Origin of the sequence: Micromonospora sp. NPDC085948 (assembly GCF_040686315.1) — a bacterium.
Lineage (GTDB): Bacteria > Actinomycetota > Actinomycetes > Mycobacteriales > Micromonosporaceae > Micromonospora.
Genome location: NZ_JBFBJW010000020.1, coordinates 50,163 through 69,296 on the forward strand (window position 1 = coordinate 50,163; position 19,134 = coordinate 69,296).

A 19,134-nucleotide genomic window follows, 5' to 3' on the forward strand; every position below is an offset into this window, starting at 1 on the left:
CGGTGAAGTCGTCAGGCGGAGAGCGACACCACGCGCTTTGCGATCGCGGACTTGCGGTTCGCGGCCTGGTTGGAGTGGATCACGCCCTTGCTGACGGCCTTGTCCAGCTTGCGAGAGGCGTCCAGCATGAGCGCGGTGGCCTTCTCGACGTCACCGGCCTCGGCAGCCTCGTTGAACTTCCGGACGGCGGTCTTCAGCGACGACTTGACCGACTTGTTGCGCAGCCGGGCCTTCTCGTTCTGCCGGTTGCGCTTGATCTGGGACTTGATGTTCGCCACGCGACAGCCTCGTCTTGATAGCTCGGGTTGGTCAGCTTGTGCGCTGGATGACGAACATGCGTCACCGCTGCGCGAAGAGCCAGGTTACCAGGTCGCCCGGGACGAGCCAAAACGGCTCGGCCTTTGCGCGGACGGACCTGGCCCGTCAGGCACCAGATTACGCCCTCGACCGTCAACGCGGCTCACCGCCAGCCCTGCCGGTGAGCCAGCCAGGCGAGGGACTGCTCGCCACTCCACCGCTGGTGGGAGGGCAGGTGCGGCGAGGCCGTCGGCGGCGCGGCCGCAGCGCCGGTGAGGTAGTAGCCGGCCAACGCGGCCAGGGTCGCGTCCAGTGCGTCCGGGGGCGCGCCGGCCGCCGCCGGGTGCGTGGCGAAGAGCCGGTCCGCGTCCAGGCCGCTGGCGTACGCGGTGAGCAGCAGCCCGGCCAGGTCGAACCAGGCCGGCCCGGAGCAGACCCAGGTCCAGTCGCAGAACCAGGCTCGGCCGTCCACGTCGATCAGCACGTTGTCGATCCGCAGGTCGCCGTGGATCAGGCCGGTCGCCCCGGCGGCGTACCGGGGGAGCAGGGACTCCAACTCCACCAGCTGGGGCAGCCGGTTCCGCAGCGGAGCGGGCAGCGGTGGCGCCGGCTCGCGACCGGCGGCGACCTCCTCCCACCAGAGGATGTCCGAGCGGGCCAGGTCGGCCAGGTGCGGCAGGCCGAGCGCGGTCAGTTCGACCGGCGGGTCGGCCAGGGCGGCGGCGACCCGCGCGTACCCGGCGAGGGTGGCGTCCAACTCGGCGGGCACCCAGGGCAGGTGCGGGGTGTGCCCGTCGACGGCGTCGGTGCACAGCACGAACCAGCCGGCCGCCGAGAGCGTCCACCGGCGGCGGGGCGCCGGCAGGTCGGCCGGCAGCCGGTCGAGGATCGCGGCCTCTCGGGCGTACCAGTCGACCAGATGCGGTTGCTCGGCGGCGGGTGCCGCCTTCACGAAGGCCCGGCCACCGTCGGCGGTGTCGAGCACCGCGGCGAAGCCGCGGGTGAAGCCCGCGCCCGCGACCCGGGCGGTGACGACCGGCGCGCCGAGGCGGTCGGCGACCGCGGCCCGCAGCGCCGCCGGCAGCGTCGGCCACGACGGGCGCAGCGCACTCGCGTGGTAGGGCACCGGCGGCAGCGAGGTTGGGGACACCACACCATGCTGCCCCGGGGTACGTGCGCGACGCACGGCGACACTGCCAGACTGCCAAGCCATGAGGACCGAGGACTTCTGGCAGCTGATCGACGACGCGCGGGCCGGCGGTGGGGGAGAACCCGGGCCGGTCGCCGCGCGGGCCGTCGCGCTGCTCGCCGCGCGCGATCCGGAGGACATCGTCGGGTACGCCCGGCACCAGACGCGGGTGCTGGCCGCCTCGCACAAGGCCGACCTGTGGGGCGCGGCGTACCTGATCAACGGTGGTGCCTCGGCCGACGGCTTCGAGCACTTCCGGGGCTGGCTGATGACCCAGGGACGGGCGGTCTTCGCCCGGGCGGTCACCGAACCGGACTCCCTTGCCGAATTGCCCCAGGTGCGGGCGGCCTCGCTCAGTGGCGAGGAGTTCTCCGCCGAGCAGATGCTGTCGGTGCCCTGGGACGCGTACCGGAAGGCCACCGCGACCGAGTTGCCGGCGGACCGCGACCCGGTGCGGACGCCGGACCTCAACGACTTCTGGGACTTCGACGACGAGGAGGAGGCGCGTCGTCGGTTGCCGCGACTCGCCGCGCTCTTCGTCGAGCCGCCGCTGGAGTGAGGGCCGCGAAGCGATCCGTCGCCCGCGCAGCGGGCGCACCCCGGCGGCGTGGGAACATAGAGGGGGTCGGCGGCGCGCCGGCCTGTTCACGTCAGCCGACCAGAACGGACCGCTGTGCCACCGAAGCTCGATCCCGGCGCGAATGCTCCTGGTTCCACCGACCCCGGTCGCATCCGGAACTTCGGCATCATCGCCCACATCGACCACGGAAAGTCGACCCTGGCCGACCGGATGCTGCAGCTCACCGGTGTGGTCGACCCCCGGCAGATGCGCGCCCAGTACCTGGACCGGATGGACATCGAGCGCGAGCGCGGCATCACGATCAAGAGCCAGGCCGTCCGCATGCCGTGGACCATCCGCGAGGGTGAGCGGGCCGGCGAGCACGCGGTGCTCAACATGATCGACACCCCGGGGCACGTCGACTTCACCTACGAGGTGTCCCGGTCGCTGGCCGCCTGTGAGGGCGCCGTGCTGCTTGTCGACGCGGCGCAGGGCATCGAGGCGCAGACCCTGGCCAACCTCTACCTGGCGCTGGAAAACGACCTGCGCATCATCCCGGTGCTCAACAAGATCGACCTGCCGGCCGCCCAGCCGGAGAAGTACGCCGAGGAGCTGGCTCACCTGATCGGCGGCGACCCCGCCGACTGCATCCGGGTCTCCGGCAAGACCGGCGAGGGCGTGCCGTACCTGCTCGACGAGATCGTCCGGCAGTTCGTCCCACCGGTCGGTGACGCCGAGGCGCCCGCCCGGGCGATGATCTTCGATTCGGTGTACGACGTCTACCGCGGCGTCGTCACGTACGTCCGGGTCATCGACGGCCGGATCAGCGCCCGGGACCGGATCAAGATGATGTCCACCGGCGCGGTGCACGAGCTGCTGGAGATCGGCGTCATCTCGCCCGAGATGGTCAAGGCCGAGGCGCTCGGCGTCGGCGAGGTCGGTTACCTGATCACCGGTGTGAAGGACGTCCGGCAGTCCCGGGTCGGTGACACGGTCACCATCAACAGCCGGCCGGCGGCCGAGGCACTGGGTGGCTACAAGGACCCGAAGCCGATGGTCTACTCCGGGCTCTACCCGATCGACGGGTCCGACTACCCCAACCTGCGTGAGGCACTGGACAAGCTCAAGCTCAACGACGCCGCCCTGGACTACGAGCCGGAGACCTCCGGCGCGCTCGGGTTCGGCTTCCGCTGCGGCTTCCTCGGCCTGCTCCACCTGGAGATCATCCGGGAGCGGCTGGAGCGCGAGTACAACCTCGACCTGATCTCCACCGCGCCCAACGTGGTGTACCGGGCGATCACCGACGACGGCGCCGAGATCGTGGTCACCAACCCCAGCGAGTACCCCAGTGGCAAGATCGCCGAGGTGTACGAGCCGGTCGTGCGGGCCACCGTGCTGACGCCCAACGACTACGTGGGCGCGGTGATGGAGCTCTGCCAGGGCCGCCGCGGCACCCTGCTGGGCATGGACTACCTGTCCGCCGACCGGGTGGAGCTGCGCTACACGCTGCCCCTCGCGGAGATCATCTACGACTTCTTCGACCAGTTGAAGAGCCGTACCAAGGGCTACGCCTCGCTGGACTACGAGCCCTCCGGCGAGCAGGCGTCCGACCTGGTGAAGGTGGACATCCTGCTGCACGGCGAGCCGGTGGACGCGTTCAGCGCCATCGTGCACAAGGACAAGGCGTACAACTACGGCGTCAGCATCGCCGCCAAGCTTCGTACGCTGATCCCGCGCCAGCAGTTCGAGGTGCCGATCCAGGCGGCCATCGGCAGCCGGGTCATCGCCCGGGAGACCATCCGGGCGATCCGCAAGGACGTGCTCGCCAAGTGCTACGGCGGTGACATCAGCCGTAAGCGCAAACTGCTGGAGAAGCAGAAGGAAGGCAAGAAGCGGATGAAGATGGTCGGCCGCGTCGAGGTGCCGCAGGAGGCCTTCATCGCCGCTCTCTCCTCCGACTCCGGCGACGGCAAGGCCGCCGGAAAGAAGTAGGTCGCGCTTCGTACGCGCCCGGGTGCCCTGTGCGCCCGGGCGCGTTCGTGTTCGGTGGCGTCCTCCGCTGCGGTGTGGGGGCCTGTCTCGTCTCTCCGGCCACGTTGGGAGTGCCGGTCCGGTTGCCTCCTCGGGGGTCTGGTGGTCGCCCCTCGGAGCGCCGGGTGCGGTGCCGTGACCGCCGGGGCAGAAATTTTTCTGGCCGTCGTCGTGGGGCACCCGGGTCGGCGACACCGGCTCCCACCTGTGTGGACGCGGCTCCACGCCAACCGACGCAGCTCCCGGACATAGACGACTGACGCTTTCCTTTGAGGTGAGTCGGTTTGGGCTTTCGACGGGTCGGGCAATTAGTGGTCACGACAGGAAGCACACCTTGTGTGTCGAACATTCTTTGAAGGAGGGTGGCCGTGGAGCTCACCGTGTGGGGCATCATCACTGCGATCGTTGTTGGTCTCATCGTCGGCGCGCTCGGCCGCCTGGTTGTTCCGGGCCGGCAGAACATGCCGATCTGGCTGCACCTGCTGATCGGTGTTGGCGCGGCCCTGCTGGGCACCGTTCTGGCGCGGGCCATCGGCATCGCGACCGAGACGAGCGGTATCGACTGGGCCGAGTTGCTGGTGCAGGTCGTGGTGGCCGCGATCGCGGTCGCGCTGGTGGCCGGTGTGGGTGGCCGCCGCCGCGTAACCCGGTAACACCAGCACCAACCCCCGTATTACGCAGCATCTCCGATGGGCGCCCGGCCAGCAGGCTGGGCGCCCATCGGCGTCTGCCGTTGTGGTGGTCGGTCGTCGGCTCCGTCGGCGTCTTGCTGTTGTGGTGGTCGGTCGTTGGGTCCGTCGGCGTCTTGCTGTTGTGGTGGTCGGTCGTCGCGCCGGTTCTGTTGTGGCCGGCCAAGAGTGGCGTCCGCCAAGCGTCGCCGGCACCTCGCCGGGCGTCCCTGGCGGGTCGGATCGCGGAGATCCACTCGGTTTCCGTGATGTCGCGGTGTCCTGGTGGCCGTGATGCCGCGGTTTCAATGATCTCGTGTTGATCTCTTGGTTCGGCGTGGCGGAGTCGTTCGTCTGTATCGCGTCAGGGGTGTTACGGCGCCTGGTGGCGGCGGAGATCCACTCGGTTTCCGTGATGTCGCGGTGTCCCGGCGGCCGTAATGCCGCGAGATCAAGCAAACCGAGTGGATCACGCGGCCTCGCGACGCCAGGCGCTGCGCGGCCGGTGGCTGTGGGGTCCGACCGGCCGCCCTATGTCCGGGCGGCAGGGGCCTGGCCTCGCTGCGGCCTGGCCTCGCTGCGGCCTGGTGGCCGGCGGGCCTGGTGGCCGGCGGCCTGGCGGCGCTGCGGCCCGGGCTGCGGGAGAGCCTGACGGCGCTGCGGGCTTGGCGGCCTGGCGGCCCGGCTCGTGTGGGGTGGCGGGGTGCGCGGTGGAACGTGTGCCTGTCGACCAAGTCGTGATCGTCTGGTGGGCTAAGTCGGTTTGGATTTTCGTTGGGTCGGGCAATTAGTGGTCACGACAGGAAGCGCACCTTGTGTGTCGAACATTCTTTGAAGGAGGGTGGCCGTGGAGCTCACCGTGTGGGGCATCATCACTGCGATCGTTGTTGGTCTCATCGTCGGCGCGCTCGGCCGCCTGGTTGTTCCGGGCCGGCAGAACATGCCGATCTGGCTGCACCTGCTGATCGGTGTTGGCGCGGCCCTGCTGGGCACCGTTCTGGCGCGGGCCATCGGCATCGCGACCGAGACGAGCGGTATCGACTGGGCCGAGTTGCTGGTGCAGGTCGTGGTGGCCGCGATCGCGGTCGCGCTGGTGGCCGGTGTGGGTGGCCGCCGCCGCGTCACCCGATAACGACCTCGCAACACCTGGCGCCACTGCGCCACCGTAGGACAGCGCGACTGAAGGAGCGCCCGGCCCAGAGCCGGGCGCTTTTTCGTGCCGTGTGCCCGACTTCAGCCCGATGTCAGAGCATCGGTCGTCGGGCCGCTGCGATACCGTCGCCTCGCTTCGATCAGTCCTGCCCACTGTCGTAAAGGAATTCTTCGTACTAGGGTGCGGCGGAGAAGGTTAGTTCCAGGCGGCGTGAGGGGAGAAGTGGCGTGAACAGGTGGAAGCGGTTGGCCCCGGTCACCGCCATGGTGGCCTCGGCCGCGATGGTGCTGACCGGCTGCGGGGGTTCCGGTGAGGACGCGGCCGACGACAGCAAGCTCACGGTCTGGATGATGGGCGAGGGCGGCGACGCGCAGAACGCCTTCCTCGATTCCGTCGAGACCGAGTTCCGCCAGAAGCACCCCGACACCGACGTGGTGGTGCAGTACATTCCCTGGCTCGAAGCGCCCAAGAAGTTCCAGGCCGCGCTCGCCGGTGGTGAGGGACCGGACATCACCGAGCTGGGCAACACCGAGACGCAGGGGTGGGCTGCCCAGGAGGCGCTCGCCGACGTCAGCGGTCGGATGGGCAGCTGGGCCGACGGCAAGGACCTGCTTCCCGACCTGGTGCGCAACGCCCAACTCGACGGCAAGCAGTACGGCGTGCCCTGGTACGCGGGTGTGCGCGCGATCTACTACCGCACCGACTGGTTCGCCGAGGCCGGCGTGCAGCCCCCGAAGACCTGGGACGACCTGGTCACCGTGGCCAAGGCCGTGCAGGCGAAGAAGAAGGGCACCTACGGCATCGCCCTGCCGGGCAACTCCGAGCTGCCGTTCTACTCCTTCCTCTGGGGTGCCGGCGGCGAGATCGCCAGCAATCAGGGCGGCACCTGGAAGTCCGGCTACACCACGCCGGAGGCGCAGCGGGCGGTCAAGTTCTGGACCGACCTGGTGACCGTGCACAAGGTGGCCCCGCCGGCGGCGGCGGGTTGGAACGAGATCGACGCGCGCACGCAGTTCGCCACCGGCAAGGCCGCGATGGCGTTCGCCGGCAGTTGGCAGCAGGGCGCCATCAAGAAGGACAACCCCGAGATCGAGAAGGTCTGGGGTACGTTCCCGATCCCCGGCCCGGACGGCAAGGCGGCGCCCGGGTTCGCCGGTGGTTCGGACGTGGCGATCTGGAAGGACAGCGAGCGGCAGGACCTGGCCTGGGACTACCTGACCGTGCTGCTGAACAAGAAGAACTCGCAGAGCTTCGCGAGCAGCCTCGGCTTCTTCCCGGTCTACAAGGATCTGGTCGCCAGTGACACGTACGCCAACGACAAGGTGATGGCGGCGTTCGCCACCACCATGCAGAACACCAAGCTCACGCCGCTCACCCCGAAGTGGGTGGAGGTCAGCCGTACCAAGACGGTGACGCAGGCGATGAACAGCTCGGTCATGAAGGGTCAGAAGACGGTCGAGAAGGCTACCGCCGACGCGGCCGGTGAGATGGAAGGCATTTTGAACAGCAAGTGAGCTCACAGACAAAACCCCCGGAGACGGCCGCCGCGCGGGAGACCCCCGCGCGGCGGCGTCGCCGGGTGGACCGCCTGCCCTACCTGCTGCTCCTGCCCGCACTGGTGATCATCGGGGTGCTGCTGCTCTGGCCGCTCGGCCAGGTGGTGGTGATGTCCTTCTACCGCCTGAACAGCGTCCGGCAGCTGCGCGGCGACCGGGAGTGGCCGTGGGTGGGGCTGGGCAACTACGCCGACATCCTGTCCGATCCGTTCTTCCTGACCGTGCTGCGCAACACGGTCCTGTTCGCCGCGGCGAACGTGCTGCTCACGATGGTCCTCGGCACGCTTGTCGGGCTGCTGCTCAATCGGCTCGGCCGCAAGATGGCGACCTTTGTGGCCAGTTGCGTGATGCTGGCCTGGGCCACGCCGGCGCTGACCGGCACCATCGTGTGGAAGTGGATCTTCGACGACACGAGCGGCCTCGTCACGTGGCTGTTCAACGCGCTGCCCGACGGGCTCTCCGACAGCCTGTTCGGTCGGAGCGACTGGACCGGCTACGGCTGGTTCAACTCACCGCTGCTCTTCTTCGCCATCCTCACCCTGGTGGTGGTCTGGCACTCGTTCCCGTTCATCGCGGTGAGCGTGCTCGCCGGTCTGAAGAGCGTGCCGAGCGAGCTGCACGAGGCGGCCCGGGTGGACGGCGCCAGCCCGTGGCGGGTCTTCTGGAAGATCACCTTCCCGCTGCTGCGGCCGGTCTTCGGGATCCTGATCGTGCTCTCCACCATCTGGGACTTCAAGGTGTTCACCCAGCAGTTCGTCCTGGCCGGCGGCACCCAGGACCGGCCGACGTTCATGCTCGCCATCTACTCGTACGCCGAAGCCTTCTCCCCGCCGCCGAAGTACGGACTCGGCGCGGCCGTCGCGGTGATCCTCACGCTGATCCTGCTCGTGGTGACCGGCTTCTACGTACGGATGGTGCTCAGGCAGGAGGACGAGTCGTGAAGAAGGTAGCCCTCAACGCCGCCGGGCTGCTTGTCGCGCTCTTCGCGGCGTTCCCGGTCTACTGGATGATCTCGACCTCGCTGAAGCCCAGCAACGAGATCTTCTCGGCCACTCCGCAACCGGTGCCGACCCACCCGACGCTGGCGCACTACCGGGAGATCCTGACCGGCAACCTGATCCCCGGCGTGACCTTCTTCGACTTCTTCCTCAACAGCGTGCTCGTCGCGGTCTCCACGGTGGTGCTCAGTGGCCTGGTCGCGTTGCTGGCCGCGACCGCGGTGGCGCGGTTCCGCTTCAAGCTGCGGACCAGCTTCCTGATCATGCTGCTGGTGGTGCAGATGATTCCGCTGGAGGCGTTGGTCATCCCGCTGTTCCTGATGATCCAACGGCTGGGGCTCTACAACACCCTGCCCAGCCTGATCCTCACGTACCTCGGTTTCTCGCTGCCGTTCGCGGTCTGGATGCTGCGCGGCTTCGTCGCCGCGGTGCCCAAGGAACTGGAGGAGGCGGCGGCCATCGACGGGGCGAGCCGGGCCCAGATGTTCCGGCGGATCCTCTTCCCACTTGTCGCACCCGGCCTGGTGGCCACCAGCATCTTCTCCTTCATCACGGCGTGGAACGAGCTGATCTTCGCGTTGACGTTCATCAACGACCAGGGGAGCTACACGCTGCCGGTGGCGATGACGTTCTTCTTCGGCCGCGACGACACCAACTGGGGTCCGGTGATGGCCGCGTCCACCCTGTTCACCCTGCCGGTCATCATCTTCTTCCTGCTGGTGCAGCGGCGGATGGTCTCCGGTCTGGTGGCCGGCGCCGTCAAGGGCTGACCGGCCGGAAACGCCGCCCGGCGGTCAGTCGGGCGGCGACTTCGGCAGTCGCTCCATCCGGTTCCATCCGGACCAGCCGCGCTCGCGCATCAGCTCCCGCAGCCGCCGCACACGCGGGTCGGACTCGACGGCGAGCGCGTCGATCAGGTCGTGCGGGAGATCGTCGTCGGCGTCCTCTCGGGGAATGACCTCGCTGGCGGCGTACGCCTGCTCTGCTAGGCAGGCCATGATGTCGGCGGCCTCCGCCAGCCGCGGGTCGTCCTCCTCGTCACCGTCGAAGATCTCCGAGAGCACCCGATAAAGTCGGACGACCTGCGGATCATCGAGGTGGGCGATCTTGCCGGGCATCCACTCGACGATGCGGTCGGGCCAGCGCGCCGCGACCAGGATCCACCCGTCCCGTTCGGCCTCCACCATCCGCTGGGACGCCCCGATGCCCCGGAGCCGGTCGAGATAGGCCGCGACCTCCGGTGGGAGCGCCAGGCTGTCCCCGGCGGTGAGCTGCGCGATGTGTCTGCGGCTGCTCTCCAGCCGTTGGATCTCGTCGCGCAGGTGGTTGTCGATGGTCCGGATCGCTTCGGCGAAGGCCGAGGCGTCGGCTTCGAGCATCCGACTGATCTGCGACAGTGGCACGCCGGCGTCGGCGAGAGTGCGGATCTTGATGAGCGACACGACTGCCGTTGCGCCGTACCGCCGGTAGCCCGAAGCGTCCCGCTCCGGCTCGGGCAGGAGCCCGATCTGGTGATAGTGCCGCACCGCCCGCACCGTGACGCCGGCGTACGCCGCGAGTTGGCCGATCGTCAGCATGCCCTGATCCTGCCCCCCAGTTCGAACAGCTCCCCCGTTCAGGAGATCCTGCGACGGTAGGTGACGTTGGCGAACAGGTAGGCGAGAACGAGGATGCCGGCGCACCAGGCGAGAGCGATCCAGATATCGGCGCCGACTGGCTGTTGGGTGAACAGGTCCCGGATCGCGTTGACGATGGAGGTCACCGGCTGGTGCTCGGCGAATGCGCGTACCGGGCCGGGCATGGACTCGGTGGGCACGAAGGCCGAGCTGACGAACGGCAGGAAGATGAGCGGGTAGGAGAACGCGCTCGCGCCGTCCAGCGTCTTCGCGCTGAGGCCGGGGATCACGGCGATCCAGGTCAGTGCCAGGGTGAACAGGACGAGGATGCCGGCGACCGCGAGCCAGCCAGACACGCCCGCCCCCGTACGGAAGCCCATGATCAGGGCGACGCCGATGACGACGACGATCGAGATCAGGTTGGCGACCAGCGAGGTCAGGACGTGTGCCCACAGCACGGCGGAGCGGGCGATCGGCATGGACTGGAACCGTTCGAAGATGCCGCCCTTCAGGTCCAGGAAGAGCCGGAAGGCGGTGTAGGAGATGCCCGAGGCGATCGTGATGATCAGGATGCCGGGCAGCAGGTAGTTGACGTAGGAGTCGGACCCGGTCTCGATCGCGCCGCCGAAGACGTAGACGAACAGCAGCATGAAGGCGATCGGCATGATCGCGGTGGTGATGATGGTGTCCGGGCTGCGGGCGATGTGGCGCAGCGAGCGACCCAGGAGAACGGCGGTGTCGCCGACGAAATGCCTGTTCATCGTTGTTCCTTGCTCGTGCGGGTGCCGACGACGGTGAGGAAGACGTCCTCGAGGCTCGGCTGCTTCTCGACGTACTCGATCTTCGCGGGTGGGAGGAGCTGCTTGAGCTCGTCGAGGGTGCCGTTCACGATGATCCGGCCCTCGTGCAGGATCGCGATCCGGTCGGCGAGATGCTCCGCCTCGTCGAGGTACTGGGTGGTGAGCAGTACTGTCGTACCTCCCTTGGCGAGTTCCTTGACGGCCTGCCACACCTCGATGCGCGCCTCCGGGTCCAGCCCGGTTGTCGGCTCGTCAAGGAAGATCACCGGTGGGTTCCCGATGAGACTCATCGCGATGTCCAGCCGGCGGCGCATACCCCCGGAGTACGTAGCCACCCTCCGGGTGCCCGCCTCGGTCAGCGAGAAGCGCCTCAGCAGGTCATCCGCGACTGTGCCCGGCTCCGGGCGGTGCCTGAGCCGGGCGACCAGGACGAGGTTCTCCCGCCCGGTGAGGACCTCGTCGACCGCCGCGAACTGCCCGGTGAGACTGATCGACTCGCGCACCTCGGCGGCCTGTGCCGCGACGTCGAAGCCGTTGACCCGGGCGGTCCCCGCGTCGGCCCTGAGTAGCGTGGACAGGATCTTCACCACAGTGGTCTTGCCCGCTCCGTTGGAGCCGAGCAGGGCGAAGATGGAGCCGCGCGCCACGTCGATGTCCACACCGCGCAGCACCTTCAGATGCTTGAACGACTTCTCCAGGCCCCGCACGTGTAGCACGGGCGGCTCGACCTGAGCGGTTGTTGGAGGGATGCTCATGGCAGCCAGCATGGAGGGTTGACGCAGCGTCAAGGTCAAGCCAGCAACGCGAATTCACCTAGGCTGACGGTCATGACGGGCAGGGTGGCAGCGATGAACCTCGGCATCGTGACCGAGGCGCAGTGGGCCGGCGACGCGAGCGGTCGCAGCGGCATCGACAAGCGGCCGGTGGACGGCCCGGTGCTGATCCGCGCCGACGGGGTGGTCGGTGACTTCATCGGCGAGCGAGCCCATCACGGTGGTCCTGACCAGGCGGTCTACGCCTACGCGGAGGAGGACGCCGCCTGGTGGGCGGCCGAGTTGGGCCGCGACATACGGCCCGGTGGTTTCGGGGAGAACCTGTCCACCTACGCGATCGACGTGACCGGCGCGGTGATCGGCGAGCAGTGGCAGGTCGGTTCCGCCCTGCTCCAGGTCACCAAGCCGCGGACGCCCTGCACGACCTTCGCGGGGTTCTGGGGCGTACCGGATCTGATCAAGCGGTTCACCGCGCGGGCGATGCCCGGCGCCTACCTGCGGGTGCTGCGCGAGGGCGAGGTCGGGCCGGGTGACCCGGTCGAGGTGGTGGAGCGGCCCGCGCACGGTGTGACGATCGGCGAGGTGTTCCGGGCCACCAGCCTGGAGCCGGAGCTGCTGCCCCGGCTGCTCGAAGCGGAGGACCTGCCGGAACCGATCCGGGAGAAGGTCCGCCGCCGCCTCGCCTCCCGCGGCTGAACGCGGGGTCCCGACCACGCGCGACAGTCCGCTCCGGGCTGGCTGGCCGCCGGCGAGAACCTGGGGACGGGGCCGACGGTTGCCCGTATTGTCCCTACCGGGGGCGTGCTGCGGGGGGCCGGGTGGAGCGCGATGTCGACGGCGACGGACAGCGATGCCACGGCGGCGTCACCCCCCGATCCGGGCCTGGAGCGTCCGGCCTTCCTGGAACTCTTCTTCGACCTCGTCTACATCTTCGCGCTTGTCACCCTGGCGACCGTACTGGCCGACAACCTCAGCTGGACCGGCCTCGCCGAGACGGTGGTGCTGCTGCTCGCGTTCACGATGATCTGGGCGCTGACCGTCTGGGGGGCGGACAGCATCGACCTGACCCGCCCGTCCGGGCAGGGACAGGTCATCTGGGTGGCGTCGGCCAGTCTGCTGTTGGCCGCGCTCGCGGCCGACGCGTACGGCGATCGTGGGCTGCTCTTCGGGACCACGTACGTGGTGATCCACCTCAGCTCCGCGGCCTACTACGTCGTGGTCATCTCGATCAGGAGACCGCCGCGTCGCAGCATCCGGATCCAGATCTGGGAGAGCATCGCCGGCGTCGGCTGGATCGGTGGGGCGCTCGTCGGCGGTTCGGGGCAGTTGGCGATCTGGGCGCTCGCTGTCGTCGTCGAGTATGCCGCAGCCGTGTTCGGCTGGCCGGTGCCCCGGATCGGTCGGTCCCGAGCACGTGACTGGCGGCTGGTCGGTGCCCGGGTGGCGGAGCGGTACCGGCAGTTCGTCATCGTCGCGCTCGGTGTCTCGATCTTCGTCACCGGCACGACCTTCAGCGCGAGCGAGTACACGCTGGAGCGTGGCTGGGCGCTGCTCGTCGTGTTCGCCACCGTCGTGTTGATGTGGCGGATCTACATCTACCGTGCCGGTGAGCTGCTGACCGACGCGATCGCCCGATCGACGAACCCGGCGCTGCTCACCCAGTCCGCGGCGGCAACCCACCTGGTCATGGTGGCCGGAATCGTCGGCGCGGCGGTCACCAGCCACCTCGTGGTGAGCCGCCCGCTGGGCGAGACCCCGCCCTCCTGGGCGGCGGTCATCCTCGGCAGCCCCGCGTTGTATCTGGTCGGCCGGGGCGTCCTCGACTTCACCGTCTTCGGACGGATCTCCCGGTCCCGGCTGGCCGGTGTGGTGCTGCTGGCGTGCCTGGCACCGACCACACCCCTGTTGCCGCCGGTCACGGTCGCGCTGCTCGCCATGACGGTGCTGCTCCTGATCGCCGCGGCGAACCTGGTGAGTACCCGCCGGCACGCGCGGGCGCCGGCACCGCCGATGCTGGGGTGACCAGGCCGCGCCGCGTCATGGCGCGGCGGCCCGGACCGGATGGTGTCGCGCGGCCAGCCCCTCCCCGATCAGGGTGAGCAGCAGCACCAGGTTCGCCAGCACCAGGGCGGCCAGGGGCGGGAGCAGGAGTGTGGCGGGCGCCAGCAGGGCGCACAGCACCCCGATCGCCAGCACCCGGGACCAGAGGGTCCGGCCGGTCACCACGGCGTCGAACAGCACGGTTCCGAGCAGGAACAGGGCCGGTCCGCCGAGGATGGTGGCCATCAACCCGACCGGCGCGGAACCGAACGGCCGATCAATGACCAGCGAGGTGCCCGTCGACACCAACACCACCCCGGCCACCATCACCAGGTGGCTGTACGAGGTGGAGGTGCCGGGGCGGACCCGCTCCACGGTCGCGACGCTGGGTGGGGCCAGGATCCGCTGGACCCGCTGGAAGTAGAGCTGGAACAGCAGGACCGCGCTGACGAACGCGACCGCGCAGGTGGCCACCCGGCCGGCCGTGAACCCGCTGTCGGCCAGCCCCATGCCGGTGCTCAGGATCAACTCGCCGAGCGCGACGATGAAGATCGCCCGGTGCCGCTCGGTGAGGTGCATCCCGGTGAAGATCTGGCTGGCGAGTTCGGTACGCCCCAGCCTCGGCGTCGGCCAGCCGAACCGGGCCGAGCCGAGGTCGACCACCACCGCGAGCGACCACAGCACCAGTCGAGCCGTCTCGTCCACGAACACGCCGGCCACCCACGGCGCCACGGTGATGCCGAACCAGAAGAACACCCGGATGCTCCGAGCCTGGATCGGGCGGTTCACCCGGGTGCCGGGGATCAGGACGGCGTCCCGGACCAGGTGGATGCCGAAGTACGCGGCGACGAACAGCCATCCGTACCGGCCGAAGGCGTACGGCGTGGCGATGGCCATCAGCAGGGTGCCGAGCATGACCAGCAGGGCGGTCGCCTGGATGATCGGCAGCCGGGGGTTGAACAGGTCGGTGAGCCACGCGGTCAGCACCCAGACCCACCAGGCGGCCAGCAGCAGAACGGCCGTCTGTAGCGCACCCCGGACGGTGAGGTCGGCGGCCAGGCTGGCGGCGAGCCGGGAGAACATGAAGATGTAGACCAGGTCGAAGAAGAGTTCCAGGAAGGTCGGGTACGCCTGCTCGCCCCGGCGGCGGAGGATCCGGGGAAGCGGAGCGGACGTCACTGCGACTGCCTCCTGTGCCACCCCGCGCCCTCCGGCGGGGGCGCCCCGACCTGCGCACCCGCCACGCTACCGACAGTGCGGTCTCCGGTGGTCGGAACGGGCTCGGTCCGAGCGGTCGGGTCCCCGCGGACACGAAACGGCCCTCTGCCGTGGTGCAGCGGTGGCAGAGGGCCGTTCTACGAGCAGCAGGTCAGCGGAGCCAGGGGATGTTGCGGTCGAGCAGACCGCGCTCCTTGAGCTCCTTGCGCAGCGGGATCTCGTCGTCGACGTACCCGTCCCAGTTGATGCCCCAGTAGTTGGCGGTGTGGGTGCCCTCACCGATCAGCTGGCGCTGCACGGGGGTGCGGTTGCGGTACCACTCGCCGTTCACGTCGGGGTGCAGCTCGTCCAGCGGACGGATCCACCGGTAGGTGTAGCCGACGAAGAGCATCTTGCGGGTGATGGTCGACAGGTTCGTCGAGCGCGAGTGCCACTGCCGGCGGTCGAAGATGAAGGCGTCGCCCGGGTTGGCGGTGATCTCCACCGTGCCCTCCGGGTCGGGGTTCTGGACGGTGAGGTCCGCCGGCCGGGGCAGCGAGTTCTTCAGGTGGCTGCCCGGGATGACCTTGGTGGCGCCGCGGCCGGTCTCGGAGAGGTCCGACAGCACGTACGCGACCTTCAGCGAGAACATCGGCCGGGGCAGGTTCGGGTCCATCGTCTCCGGGTCGGAGTTCTGCCGGTACCCGTCCTGGTGCCAACCCCAGTACGGCTTCTCCGGCTCGGCGGCCGGCGGGGTGACGTCCAGGTGGTTGTGGTGGGTGTAGATGTTCCAGCCGGCCAGCCCCCACATGTACGGGAAGGCGACCGGGTGGGTGAGCAGCTCGCCGAAGAGCTCGTCGCGCTCCAGGAACCCCAGCAGGTGCAGGGTGCCGTCCTTCTTGGTGGTGCCCTTGGCCTGCTCCTCCGCGTAGACGCGGTCGACAGCCGCCTCCAGCGCCGCCCGGTGGTCCTCCGTCAGGACGTTGCGCAGCAGGAGGAAGCCCTGCTCGTGGAACTCCTTGCGGTCAGTGTCGCTGATCGGTTCGTAACCGGTCCGGTCGCCGTAATCGAACACCGCGTCGTACCCCTCCCCATGAGGTGAAACCTTTTCTGGCACAGGCCGCCGATCGTAACGCGGTGGCCAAGGCCTCGGGGAGGGCGTGTTGCGTGTGGGGGACCCAGCCGGAACCCCCCGCAGCGGGAGGGCTGCGCACAGTGAGATCTTTGTGATCGAGAGACGTTCTTGTGGCTCTTTGTCCGATTGTGCGGTGACTGCCGGTTAAGAGATCCGGGGCCGGTCAGCCCTCGTCGAACACCTCGGCCACCACCCGGCCGGCGGAGTTCTGCTGTCCGTCCACCCGACCCCAGGTGCCGCCCCGGGCGGTCCACTCCAGGTCGCCGAAGCGGACCCGCTTCACCCCGTGGTCCTGGGCGTGCGAGACCAGCCAGTGCGCGTACCGCCAGCCATCGCGCTGATCACCCGGAGTCACCGTCAGGCCGGTCGGGTCGTTCGGGTCGAGACCCTTCAACCCCCAGTCCAGTACGAGGTTGCGGGTGAGCTGGGTGGCCGCCGCCGCCCCGTGCATCACCGGGGTACGCCCCACCGTGCAGGCGACCGCGCCGGTGGCGTCGCCCATCAGTGCCCGGCTGAGCACCTCGGAGTCGTCGGCCCACTTCTGGTAGGCCTCCGGGAAGGCCGAGCGCTGCACCCGCTGGGCGGCGTCGGTGACCCGCATCTTCTCCCAGCCGCGGACCTTCTTGAGCGCCGCGTAGAACCGGTTGGCCGCGTAGCGCGGGTCGCGGATCTGCGCCGGGGTGCCCCAGCCCTGGCTCGGTCGCTGCTGGAAGAGGCCGACCGAGTCGCGGTCGCCGTCGGCGAGGTTGCGCAGCCCGGACTCCTGGTACGCCGTGGCCAGCGCGACCACGACGGCCCGCTCGGGCATGCCGCGCTGGGCGCCGATCGCCGCGATGGTGGCCGCGTTGGCCATCTGGTCGGCGTCCAGGGCGACCCGGCCGTCGGCCTGCACGGTGCACTTGCGTGCCGACAGCGGCAGCTGCAGACCGCCCCCGACCTGCCGTACGACGAGCCAGATCGCGATCACGGCGACGAGGATGAGGACCACTCCACCCGCAACGGCTGCCCGAGTTCGCACCCACACCCCCAGATCGACAAGTCTGCCAAGCGTACGTCCCCGTCGCGCCGAACGGACCGTCCGAGCGGGTTCGAGGCCGGCTCGGCGGCTCCGTCCCGGTTCGGGGTCGGCTCCACCGACGCGTTCCGATCGAGCACATTCCCGCTGCGGGCGCGGTCTCACCTGCCCGGATGGCTCTCCCGCCCACCCTGACTCAACGACAATCCAAGCGTGTGGTGCCGGTTGTCGCTGGCCAGGTGGCGGGCACCCGGCGTCTCGGCCGCCGGCCTGTCGCGCGCGTCACCGCCTCGACCGGGCAGGGAAGTGGTTGACCGGTCAAGGAGTCACTACGGTTGACATGTCAATCGCTGGCCCGTCCGGTGGTACGCGATGCGACCGAGCCGGGTCACGGAGCAAGGAGGAGTTCCATGGGAACGCTCGACGGCAAGGTTGTGCTCGTCACCGGCACCGGCGGCGGTCTGGGACGCGTCGCCGCGCAGATCTTCGCGCGGGAAGGCGCGAAGGTCGTCGGGGCCGACATCCAGGTCGCCGGCAACGACGAGACGGTCGAACTCGTCCGTGCCGCCGGCGGTGAGATGACCGGCATCGCGCCGGTCGACCTCAGCGACCCGGAACAGGTGCGAACGTTCGTCGAGGAGGCCGCCGCGGTCTACGGCGGGCTGGACGTGGTCTACAACAACGCGGCCGCGCTCCGCTTCGGCCCGATGCCGGACTTCTCCGTCGAGGACTGGCGGTACACCATCACCGGCGAACTGGACATTCCGTACTTCGTGTCGAAGTTCGCCTGGCCGCACCTGGTCCAGCGGGGCGGCGGCGTCATCATCAACGCCGCCTCGATGGCCGGCCTGATCGCCGGTCACGTCCCCCCGATGGTGGGTCACACCGCCGCCAACGCCGGCGTCATCGGCCTGACCCGACAGCTCGCGCTCGAAGGCGCGCCGCACGGGATCCGCGCGGTGGCGGTCAGCCCCGGGCCGATCATCAGCCCGGCGAGTGAGCGCGATCTCGGTGACAACCAGGCGGCGCGAGACGCGATCACCGGCAAGACGTTGCTCAAGCGGTTCGCCCAACCCGAGGAGGTCGCCGAACTCGTGGTGTTCCTGGCCTCCGACCGGGCGTCGTACATCACCGGGGCGAACTACCCGGTCGACGGCGGCGCGACCGCCTGGTGACCCCACCGGACGAGCCCTTTGCTCTGCTCCAACGGACGCAACACTCAGACGCCCTAAGTGGTGCGCCGGTTGAAGCAGAGCAAAGGGCGCGCGGACAACCATGCCTACCCGGCGTGCTCGCCGGAGCCCTCGTCCAGAGCGGCCACCCATCGAGCCAATCTCTTCTCCCGGAAGGCCGTGACCCCTTCGCGTCCCTCGTCGGACAGGAAGTACCCGGTCGACAGGGCGGACAGCCGGGCCAGCTCGCCACGCAGCTCGGCGGTGCTCGGCCGGCGCAGCAGCTCCTTCGCGCCGGCCACCGCGCCCGGTGCGCCACGCACCAGCGAGTCGCAGTACCGCCGCACCGCGTCGTCCAGCCCGTCCGCCGGCACGCTGGCCGTGACCAGTCCGATCTCGGCGGCCCGCCGGCCGTCAAAGGTGTCTCCGGTCAGATACAGCTCGGCGGCGGCCCGGGCCTGTAGCCGAGGCAGTACGGTCGCCGAGATCACCGCCGGGATCACCCCGATCCGCACCTCGGTGAACGCGAACGTCGCCTCGTCGGCACAGACCGCCAGGTCGGCGGCGGCGATCAGGCCCAGCCCACCGGCCCGCGCCGGCCCGCCCACCCGGGCCAGCACCGGCTTCGGGCACTCCCAGAGCGCCGCGAGCACGTCACCCAGCATCCCGGCGGGCACCGTGCCGCTGGCGTACGCCGCGGCGGTCTCCTTCAGATCCGCGCCCGAGCAGAAGACCGGGCCGGTGTGGTCCAGCACGATCACCCGGACCGTCTCGTCGGCGACCGCGTCGCCCAGCCCGGCCAGCAACTGGGTCATCAGGGCGGTGGACAGCGCGTTGCGGTTGTGCGGGCTGTCCAGGGTGAGGGTGGTCACCCCACGGGCCGTGGCGACCCGCACGAGGACGTCGGGAGAGGTCATGCCGGGCACACTAGTGGC

19 protein-coding genes are annotated in these 19,134 nt (G+C 69.5%); 10 read left to right on the plus strand and 9 right to left on the minus strand.

The window, feature by feature from the left end:
- Positions 1-11: 11 nt before the first annotated feature.
- Both rpsT and AB0O48_RS32440 read right to left on the minus strand, forming a co-directional pair.
- On the minus strand, positions 12-278 hold the full coding sequence (gene rpsT, locus AB0O48_RS32435; protein WP_357244411.1) for a 30S ribosomal protein S20: 267 nt from the start codon (positions 276-278) through the stop codon (positions 12-14).
- 182 nt (positions 279-460) lie between these two features.
- Positions 461-1,510 (minus strand): aminoglycoside phosphotransferase family protein, encoded by a 1,050-nt coding sequence (locus tag AB0O48_RS32440; protein WP_365069733.1) that lies wholly within the window; start codon positions 1,508-1,510, stop codon positions 461-463.
- Between AB0O48_RS32440 and AB0O48_RS32445 the strand changes: the two genes are divergently transcribed.
- The 7 genes from AB0O48_RS32445 to AB0O48_RS32475 all read left to right on the plus strand — a co-directional run bounded on the left by AB0O48_RS32445 (position 1,509) and on the right by AB0O48_RS32475 (position 9,221).
- The gene (locus AB0O48_RS32445) at positions 1,509-2,045 is read left to right on the plus strand and encodes a DUF4240 domain-containing protein (protein ID WP_357244417.1); all 537 of its coding nucleotides are present in this window, start codon (positions 1,509-1,511) and stop codon (positions 2,043-2,045) included. The two genes, AB0O48_RS32440 and AB0O48_RS32445, sit on opposite strands and share 2 nt — an antisense overlap.
- 114 nt (positions 2,046-2,159) lie before the next feature.
- The gene (gene lepA, locus AB0O48_RS32450; protein ID WP_357244420.1) at positions 2,160-4,037 is read left to right on the plus strand and encodes a translation elongation factor 4; all 1,878 of its coding nucleotides are present in this window, start codon (positions 2,160-2,162) and stop codon (positions 4,035-4,037) included.
- Between the two features lie 407 nt (positions 4,038-4,444).
- Entirely contained in the window at positions 4,445-4,729 is a 285-nt protein-coding gene (locus tag AB0O48_RS32455) for a GlsB/YeaQ/YmgE family stress response membrane protein (RefSeq protein WP_099857898.1), read from the plus strand.
- Positions 4,730-5,591: 862 nt separating this feature from the next.
- Complete coding sequence (locus tag AB0O48_RS32460) at positions 5,592-5,876, plus strand: GlsB/YeaQ/YmgE family stress response membrane protein (RefSeq protein ID WP_099857898.1); 285 nt, start codon at positions 5,592-5,594, stop codon at positions 5,874-5,876.
- A gap of 248 nt (positions 5,877-6,124) precedes the next feature.
- The gene (locus AB0O48_RS32465) at positions 6,125-7,411 is read left to right on the plus strand and encodes a sugar ABC transporter substrate-binding protein (protein WP_357244423.1); all 1,287 of its coding nucleotides are present in this window, start codon (positions 6,125-6,127) and stop codon (positions 7,409-7,411) included.
- Positions 7,408-8,394 (plus strand): sugar ABC transporter permease, encoded by a 987-nt coding sequence (locus tag AB0O48_RS32470; RefSeq protein ID WP_357244426.1) that lies wholly within the window; start codon positions 7,408-7,410, stop codon positions 8,392-8,394. The genes AB0O48_RS32465 and AB0O48_RS32470 overlap by 4 nt, the downstream gene beginning before the upstream one ends.
- Positions 8,391-9,221 carry a carbohydrate ABC transporter permease gene (locus AB0O48_RS32475; RefSeq protein WP_365069737.1) on the plus strand — a complete coding sequence of 277 codons (831 nt, stop codon included), beginning with the start codon at positions 8,391-8,393 and terminating at the stop codon, positions 9,219-9,221. The genes AB0O48_RS32470 and AB0O48_RS32475 overlap by 4 nt, the downstream gene beginning before the upstream one ends.
- A gap of 24 nt (positions 9,222-9,245) precedes the next feature.
- On the opposite strand, the gene AB0O48_RS32480 is transcribed toward AB0O48_RS32475, so the two are convergent.
- Genes AB0O48_RS32480 through AB0O48_RS32490 form a run of 3 tightly spaced genes read right to left on the minus strand, consistent with a single transcriptional unit; the run spans position 9,246 to position 11,622 of the window.
- Positions 9,246-10,028 (minus strand): MerR family transcriptional regulator, encoded by a 783-nt coding sequence (locus AB0O48_RS32480; RefSeq protein WP_357244433.1) that lies wholly within the window; start codon positions 10,026-10,028, stop codon positions 9,246-9,248.
- 38 nt (positions 10,029-10,066) lie between these two features.
- A complete protein-coding gene (locus AB0O48_RS32485; protein ID WP_357244436.1) occupies positions 10,067-10,828 on the minus strand; it encodes an ABC transporter permease in 762 nt (253 codons plus the stop codon).
- On the minus strand, positions 10,825-11,622 hold the full coding sequence (locus AB0O48_RS32490; protein ID WP_357244439.1) for an ATP-binding cassette domain-containing protein: 798 nt from the start codon (positions 11,620-11,622) through the stop codon (positions 10,825-10,827). Before AB0O48_RS32490 ends, AB0O48_RS32485 begins: the two co-directional genes overlap by 4 nt.
- Positions 11,623-11,715: 93 nt before the next feature.
- Between AB0O48_RS32490 and AB0O48_RS32495 the strand changes: the two genes are divergently transcribed.
- Positions 11,716-12,336 carry an MOSC domain-containing protein gene (locus AB0O48_RS32495; RefSeq protein ID WP_357245173.1) on the plus strand — a complete coding sequence of 207 codons (621 nt, stop codon included), beginning with the start codon at positions 11,716-11,718 and terminating at the stop codon, positions 12,334-12,336.
- A gap of 132 nt (positions 12,337-12,468) precedes the next feature.
- A complete protein-coding gene (locus AB0O48_RS32500; RefSeq protein ID WP_357572862.1) occupies positions 12,469-13,662 on the plus strand; it encodes a low temperature requirement protein A in 1,194 nt (397 codons plus the stop codon).
- 15 nt (positions 13,663-13,677) lie between these two features.
- Here AB0O48_RS32500 and AB0O48_RS32505 read toward each other — a convergent pair whose 3' ends face one another.
- From AB0O48_RS32505 to AB0O48_RS32515, 3 genes are all read right to left on the minus strand, one after another.
- Positions 13,678-14,859 carry a low temperature requirement protein A gene (locus AB0O48_RS32505; RefSeq protein ID WP_357572861.1) on the minus strand — a complete coding sequence of 394 codons (1,182 nt, stop codon included), beginning with the start codon at positions 14,857-14,859 and terminating at the stop codon, positions 13,678-13,680.
- A 190-nt stretch (positions 14,860-15,049) separates the two neighbouring features.
- Positions 15,050-15,952: a phytanoyl-CoA dioxygenase family protein gene (locus tag AB0O48_RS32510; RefSeq protein WP_354979729.1), complete on the minus strand. Its 903-nt coding sequence runs from the start codon at positions 15,950-15,952 to the stop codon at positions 15,050-15,052.
- Positions 15,953-16,175: 223 nt separating this feature from the next.
- Positions 16,176-17,036 carry a hypothetical protein gene (locus AB0O48_RS32515; protein WP_357244450.1) on the minus strand — a complete coding sequence of 287 codons (861 nt, stop codon included), beginning with the start codon at positions 17,034-17,036 and terminating at the stop codon, positions 16,176-16,178.
- A 401-nt stretch (positions 17,037-17,437) separates the two neighbouring features.
- Between AB0O48_RS32515 and AB0O48_RS32520 the strand changes: the two genes are divergently transcribed.
- Positions 17,438-18,202 carry an SDR family NAD(P)-dependent oxidoreductase gene (locus AB0O48_RS32520; protein ID WP_365069740.1) on the plus strand — a complete coding sequence of 255 codons (765 nt, stop codon included), beginning with the start codon at positions 17,438-17,440 and terminating at the stop codon, positions 18,200-18,202.
- Between the two features lie 104 nt (positions 18,203-18,306).
- Here the strand turns inward: AB0O48_RS32520 and AB0O48_RS32525 are convergent, their stop codons facing one another.
- Positions 18,307-19,116, minus strand: a complete 810-nt coding sequence (locus AB0O48_RS32525; RefSeq protein WP_365069742.1) for an enoyl-CoA hydratase-related protein — start codon at positions 19,114-19,116, stop codon at positions 18,307-18,309.
- Positions 19,117-19,134: the final 18 nt, after the last annotated feature.